The following is a 6,396-nucleotide window of genomic DNA, read 5'->3' as shown; positions in this document are numbered from 1 at the left end:
GCCGCGTCCCGCGACGAGCCGGTGGCGGCCGTCGCGGCCGGGGACTTCCACAGCCTGGCCGTCACCCGGGACGGCCGGCTGCTGGCGGCCGGCCGGGACGAGGACGGGCAGGTGTCCGGCATCCTGGCCGCGGCCCGGGGGGCGAAGGTCGTCGCCGTCTCCGCCGCCGCCCTGCAGAGCCTGGCGCTCACCGACGACGGCCGCCTGCTCGCGGCCGGCCGGGACGGCAACCACCAGGTGTCGGGCATCCTCAGGGCCGCGCAGGGCCGGCACATCGCCGCGATCGCCGCCGGGTACCTGCACAGCCTGGCCGTCACCCGGGACGGCATGCTGCTCGGCGCCGGGAAGGACGGGGACGGCCAGGTCTCGGGCATCCTGACGGCGGCCGGGAGCGCCGCCGTCACGCTGGTGGCCGCCGGCGGGTTCCACAGCCTGGCGGTGGCCGTGCCCGACGGGCCCAAGGGCCGCACGGCCCGGGTGGACTTCGCGGCCGCCCGCGGCACGGCCGTCGTGCTGCGGTTCCTGCGGCGGCAGGACGGGCTCGACACGCGCGTGGAATCCGGCGGTGCCGCCCGGGACGTCGCCATCCGCGAGGGCGTGCCCGTCCAGCTGATCGTCCAGGCGGGCGAGCAGGGCGACGGGGAGGTGCTCGCGAACGGCTCGGTGTACTTCACCTACGACGAGGCCGGCGGCGTCGTGGGCGTCGACACCCGGGCCAGCCGCTTCCCCTCGGGCCTGACCTGCACCGCGCACGGCGGCGGCCGCTTCACCTTCGCGTGGAGCGCCTGACCCGGGCTCACAGCGGCGACAGCACCCGCGACGCCCCCACCGGCAGGTCCCACAGGTCCTCGCGCGGCAGACCCGCCGCCTCCCAGGCCGCCCGCACCCGCCGCAGCGGCTCCATCGGCGGCTCGGCGGACAGCAGGAACGTCGCCCAGTGCATGGGTCCCATCACCCGGGCGCCCAGGTCCCGGCAGGCGCGTACCGCCTCCTCGGGGTCGGTGTGGACCGGCCCCAGCATCCAGCGCGGGTCGTAGGCGCCGATGGGCAGCAGCGCGACGTCGATCTGCGGGTAGCGGCGGCCGATGCGCTCGAACCAGAAGCCGTAGCCGGTGTCCCCCGCGAAGTACACGCGCCGCCCGTCCGGCGCGGTGAGCACCCAGCCGCCCCACAGCGAGCGGCAGGTGTCGGTGAGGGTGCGTTTGCTCCAGTGGTGGGCCGGGACGAAGTCGAAGCGGACGGGGCCGGCCGGGCCCGGCAGCTCCACCGCCTCCCACCAGTCGAGTTCGGTGACCCGGGTGAAGCGGCGGCGGCGCGCCCAGCCGGCCAGGCCGGCCGGGAGGAGCAGGGGCGTGTCGCGGGGCAGCCGCTTGAGGGTGGGGGCGTCGAGGTGGTCGTAGTGGTTGTGGCTGATGACGACGGCGTCGATCCTCGGCAGGTCCTCCCAGGCCACGCCGACGGGGGTCACCCGGGCGGGGGTGCCGAGGATCCGGCGGGACCAGACGGGGTCGGTCAGCACGGTCAGGCCGCCCACGCGCAGCACCCAGCTGGCGTGGCCGGCCCAGGTGACGGCGAGCGCGCCGGCGTCGACGACGGGCAGCGGGCCGGGCCGCACGGGCAGGTCGGCGAGTTCCAGAAGCGCCTCGGCGCCCGGCCGCAGCCGGCCCTCGCGGGCGAGGCGGGCCAGGGTGCGCACGCCCGGCAGCGGCGCGGTGAGGCGGTCGGCGAACGACCGGGGCCAGGTGCGGATCTCACCGAGGGGACGCGGCTCCGCGAGGGGGCGCTCGGTCTGTTCGGTCATCTGGGGCTCCATTCGTGGGGAACCGGAACCGCGGCGGTGCGGGCGGCGGGCCCGCGCGGGGCACGCTCACCGACCGACGGTAGGTCAGACGGCCGCGAGTTCACTGAACGCCGATCCAAAAGTGGACAACGCCTCCGCGACATCCGGCTCCGCCGCCGGATCGGGGGCGTCCAGGGCCGCGCGGCGCCGCTCGTCGCGGCCGCCCAGGAACGGCAGGACGGAGAAGCGGGCGCGCAGGGCGTCGGGGGCGTCGCCGAACCGGTGCCCGCCGGGCACGGGGTGTCCGAGCACGGCGCCGAGGTAGCCCTCCAGCTCGGTGGAGTCGGTGACGCGGCGCTCGGCGAGCGCCTCGCGCAGCTCGCCGAGGTCGGCGTAGAGGTGGGGCCCGGCCTGGGGCGGCCGGCACAGCACCCCGGCGGCGTCCAGCCGCTCCCGGGCCGCGGCGCCCAGGGCCCCGTACAGCCGGGCCGCCGCGGCGGCCCGGGCGCGCACCGGCTCGGGTTCGGTCAGCGCCCAGCGGGCGGCGGCGGCCAGCGGCGGCGCCAGTTCGGCCCGGACGGCCGTCAGCAGGGAGGCGGCCCGGGCCCGCAGGGCGGGCCCGGTGCCCCCGGCGGGGAACCGGGCGACGGCCAGGGGCCAGACGGCCGGGGTGAGGGGGCCGGCGAGGTCGGTGAGGACGACGACGCGGTCGGGGTACATCTCGGCGGGGCCGACGAACACGGTGGCGTGCCGGTCGTGCAGGGTGTCGCGCCAGGTCTCGTCGCTGACGACGGTCAGTTCCTCGGCCGCGGCGGCCTCGCAGACCTCGTGCAGGACCTCCGGCGGGGCGACGGTTCCGGTGGTGTCGTCGGCGACGGACAGCACGAGGAAGCGCGGCCGCCCGCCCTCGGCCCGGATGCGCCGCACCGTCTCCAGCAGCGCGAACGGATCGGGCACGCCGCCGCACTCGGCCGGCACGGCCACGTGGTAGGCGAGCCGCCCGGCGAGCCGGGCGAGCGGCGCGTACCAGGCGGCGCAGGGCCGCGTCAGCAGCACCTCGCCGCCGGCCGAGGCGAACAGGGCCAGCAGCAGCGGCTGGACGCCGGGGGCGGCGAGGACGTGCTCGGGGGCGGTGGGCAGGCCGCGGCGCGCCCAGTAGGCGCAGGCAGCGGTGCGCAGCCCCTCGCCGCCGCCGACGGGTTCGGGGCGGGAGTGCGCGGCGCCGTCCGCCAGCCGCTCGACGAGTCCGGGCAGGACGGGCAGGCCGCGCTCGGGCGCCGGGAGGGCGGCGAGTGCCGGGGAGCCCTGCTGCATCCGTGTGCACCTCCGTCCCCGCGGTCCTCCGTCCACCTTCGCAGATCAGGGGTGGCGCGGCGGTCCGACACGGGCGGGCGGGTGACGGGGCGTCCGCATCCCAAGACGGGACTCTCGCCATGCGAGATGGATGCGTACGGTGAAAGCACCTCTGCACGCAGCAGCGAAGGGAGTCTTCCCCATGCCCGAGGAACCGAACGCGGCCGGCGGTCCGCCGGTCTACATCCACGGCCACCACGAGTCCGTCCTGCGCTCGCACGGCAGGCGCAGGGCCGCCGACTCGGCCGGCTACCTCCTGCCCGAGCTGGCCCCGCACCACCGGGTCCTGGACATCGGCTGCGGCCCGGGCAGCATCACGGCCGACCTGGCCGCGCTGGTGCCGCAGGGCCGCGTCACCGCCCTGGACGCGGCGCCGGGCATCCTGGAGCGGGCCCGCGCGGCGGCGGCCGAACGCGGCGTGGACAACGTGGACTTCACCACCGGTGACGTCCGGGCGCTGGACTTCCCCGACGGCTCGTTCGACGTCGTCCACGCCCATCAAGTGCTCCAGTACCTCGACGACCCGGTGGGGGCGCTGCGCGAGATGCGGCGGGTGTGCCGGCCCGGTGGCGTCGTGGCCGTCCGCGACGTGGTCTACACGGCCATGACCTGGTACCCGCGCGTGGCCGGCCTGGACGACTGGCAGCGCCTGTACGTGCGCGTGGCCCGCGCGGGCGGCGGGGAGCCGGACGCCGGCAGCCGTCTGCTGTCCTGGGCCCTGCGGGCAGGCTTCACGGACATCACCCCCTCCGTCGGCACCTGGTGCTACGCGGACGCGGAGCAACGCGCCTGGTGGAGCGGGCTGTGGGCGGACCGGACGCTCTCCTCCCCCTACGCCGGCCTCGCGGTCGGCGGCGGGCACACGGACCGGGCGGGCCTGGAGGCGATAGCCGGGGCGTGGCGGGAGTGGGGGCGACACGAGGACGGGTGGTTCGCGGTGCTGAACGGCGAGCTGCTCTGCCGGGTCAACTAGCCTGGCCCGCATGAACATTCTGGGGACTTCGCTGAGGGTGTGCGTAGGGGATCTGGAAGCGTCGATCGCGGTCTACGAACGGCTGACGGGCCAGGAGGCGCTGCGCTTCCGGCGCGGCGGGGTGTCGGTGGCGGCGGTCGGCTGTTTCTTCCTGATGAGCGGGCCGGAGGCGGAGCTCTCCATCCTGCGGAAGATCACGGCGACGGTGGCCGTCACGGACGTGGACGAGGCCCTGGCCGACCTCCGGGCGGTGGGGGCGGACATCATCGCGGGCCCCGTCCCGACGCCGATCGGCCGCAACCTGGTGGCCCGCCACCCGGACGGGTCGGTGTTCGAGTACGTGGACCGCAAGGCGGCCTGAGGGGGCGCGGCGCCGGGCGGGCACATGCCCGTCCGGCGCCCACCGGTCACGGCCGGGGCGGGGCCTCTCCCTCGCACAGGTCGGGCACGTCGAAGCCCTCGTCGAACAGGGTCTGCGCCGCGGCGTCGTGTCCCTGCGCCTGCAGGATGCGGGTCTGCAGCAGCCGGAAGCGGCCCTGCCGCCGGGTGGCGGGGTGCAGGCCCTCCAGGACGGCGGCCGCGTCGTCCGCGCGTCCCGCCGCCAGCAGCGCGGTGATCGCCTCGCGGGCCAGCGCGGCCCTGGCCGGCCGGGAGGCGCCGCGGGCCTCCTCGACGGCGCGCGCGTACCGCTCGGCGGCCCGCTCCGGGTGACCGGTCTCCGCGTCGGCGGCGGCCAGGGCGCGCAGCGCCGGCCAGGTCATGCCCGAGCGCAGGGCGCACTCCCAGCTGCGGACGGCCTGGGAGCGGTCGCCGGCGTGCCATTGGGCGACGCCCAGGTGGTAGGCGGTGCGGGGGCCGGGCGGGGCGGTCTCCAGCAGCTCGCGCCAGCGGGGTGAGACGAGCGAGGGGCCGGGCTCCGCCCCCTCCTCGCCCAGGGATCCGGTGCGCAACAGCCCCAACCAGGGCTGCTGTTCCTCGCCCAGCGTCGTCGCGGGGAAGGGCGTACCGGGCAGGGTGAGCCCGCCGCGTTCGACTTCGAGGGCGCCCCAGCCCGAGCCGGTGGCCAGGAACTCCTTGGGCTCGTGGTCGGCGTACGGCCGCCACGCGGCGTGGGCGGCGTCGACCCCGGCCCGGGGCAGCGCGGCCTCCAGCCGCCCGGCGACCTCGGAGCACGCGGCCCGCCAATCGCTGCCGTGCACGGCGGCGGGAGCGGCGGCCAGCGGTCCGTACGCCTCCAGCCAGGCGAACTCGCCGCCGGCCTCCAGCCGTACGTGCTCCAGCTGGGTGCGGGCGAGTCCGGCCTGGATCTCGGCGTATCCGGCCGTGCCCGGCTCGGTGAGCCATTCCTGCCAGCGCCGGCCGGCCTCCCCCGTGCCCCACAGGAACAGCTTGCGGCCCCGCAGGAGGTCGGTGGAGGTCTGGACGAGTCCGTGGCCGTCCTCGTCCAGCGCGGCGATCCAGCGCCGCTCGCCGTCGGGGAGGTCGTAGAAGTAGTCGGCGTGGCCCTCGCAGCCGAGCGGGTACGTGCGGTCGGCGCCGTCCCACTCCGGCACCGGGACGCGTCGCAGGGAACGCTCGTAGCCGAAGTGCCAGGCGGCGTCGGCGGGGGCCAGGACGCGGGTGCCGGGGCCTTCGGGCACGGCGGTGTTGGACCACCAGTAGACGGGCGCGGGCCGGTCGTGGGGGTTGCGCACCCGGATGCCGGCGTACAGGAAGTCGGAGCCGTCGGGCAGCCACAGGTCGACCTGGAAGGGCAGGTCGCGCAGTCGTTCCCACTCCCACAGGCGGAGCATGTCGCCGCCGTCGGGGGCCGGCACCCGGGCGGCGTGCAGCGGTGCGACGGACAGGGTGCCGTGGCCGGTGGCGCCGGTGTTCCACTCGATGCCGCCGGAGAACCAGGCGCCGTTGAGGGCGAATCCGGCGGGCTGGAGGACGGGGTTGCTGTAGACGAGCGAGCGACCGGTCGGCTTGTGGACCAGCGAGTGCACCCGCCCGCCGAGCGTGGGAAGGACGGTGACCCGCAGCCGGTCGTTCTCCAGCACGACGGCGTCGACGTCGGCCGGCACCCGCTCGCGCCCGTAGTCGTCCCGGCGCCGCACGGGCAGCAACGAGCGCAGCGGCGCGTAGCGCATCTGCCGGGCCATGTCGCCCGGCAGGTCCGCGTGCCGGACGCCGGCGTGCACGTCGCGCGGCGCGGCCAGCGGGGGCAGGGGATTCTCGGGACCGAGCGACGCTGCGGGCAGCGTGAGGACGGCTCGGCGGATGGTCGTGGCCACGAAAGAACCTCGGC

The 6,396-nt window shown here is 76.9% G+C and carries 5 protein-coding genes and 1 pseudogene; 3 read left to right on the top strand and 3 right to left on the bottom strand.

Translation table 11 applies throughout. The features are described from left to right. A pseudogene (locus LE181_RS01220) lies at nucleotides 1-789 on the top strand (hypothetical protein); the annotation flags it as partial. Between the two features lie 7 nt (nucleotides 790-796). Here the strand turns inward: LE181_RS01220 and LE181_RS01215 are convergent. Next, a complete protein-coding gene (locus tag LE181_RS01215) occupies nucleotides 797-1,801 on the bottom strand; it encodes an MBL fold metallo-hydrolase (protein WP_225658965.1) in 1,005 nt (334 codons plus the stop codon). Between the two features lie 84 nt (nucleotides 1,802-1,885). Further along, entirely contained in the window at nucleotides 1,886-3,094 is a 1,209-nt protein-coding gene (locus LE181_RS01210) for an aminotransferase class I/II-fold pyridoxal phosphate-dependent enzyme (protein ID WP_225658964.1), read from the bottom strand. A gap of 181 nt (nucleotides 3,095-3,275) precedes the next feature. Between LE181_RS01210 and LE181_RS01205 the strand changes: the two genes are divergently transcribed. Next, nucleotides 3,276-4,106 (top strand): class I SAM-dependent methyltransferase, encoded by an 831-nt coding sequence (locus LE181_RS01205; RefSeq protein ID WP_225658963.1) that lies wholly within the window; start codon nucleotides 3,276-3,278, stop codon nucleotides 4,104-4,106. 10 nt (nucleotides 4,107-4,116) lie between these two features. Then, a complete protein-coding gene (locus tag LE181_RS01200) occupies nucleotides 4,117-4,467 on the top strand; it encodes a VOC family protein (RefSeq protein WP_190110660.1) in 351 nt (116 codons plus the stop codon). A 46-nt stretch (nucleotides 4,468-4,513) separates the two neighbouring features. Here the strand turns inward: LE181_RS01200 and LE181_RS01195 are convergent, their stop codons facing one another. After that, a complete protein-coding gene (locus tag LE181_RS01195; protein WP_225658962.1) occupies nucleotides 4,514-6,382 on the bottom strand; it encodes a DUF5107 domain-containing protein in 1,869 nt (622 codons plus the stop codon). Nucleotides 6,383-6,396: the final 14 nt, after the last annotated feature.

The sequence above is a fragment of the Streptomyces sichuanensis genome, assembly GCF_020328095.1.
GTDB lineage: Bacteria > Actinomycetota > Actinomycetes > Streptomycetales > Streptomycetaceae > Streptomyces > Streptomyces cinnamoneus.
The sequence above is the reverse complement of the archived record's forward strand: the minus strand, read 5'-3'. Positions and strand labels throughout refer to the sequence as shown.

Bases quoted from the DNA above. Each gene is read 5' to 3' on its own strand.
- LE181_RS01215 (WP_225658965.1), bottom strand. From the start codon at position 1,801: ATGACCGAACAGACCGAGCGCCCCCTCGCGGAGCCGCGTCCCCTCGGT.
- LE181_RS01210 (WP_225658964.1), bottom strand. From the start codon at position 3,094: ATGCAGCAGGGCTCCCCGGCACTCGCCGCCCTCCCGGCGCCCGAGCGC.
- LE181_RS01205 (WP_225658963.1), top strand. From the start codon at position 3,276: ATGCCCGAGGAACCGAACGCGGCCGGCGGTCCGCCGGTCTACATCCAC.
- LE181_RS01200 (WP_190110660.1), top strand. From the start codon at position 4,117: ATGAACATTCTGGGGACTTCGCTGAGGGTGTGCGTAGGGGATCTGGAA.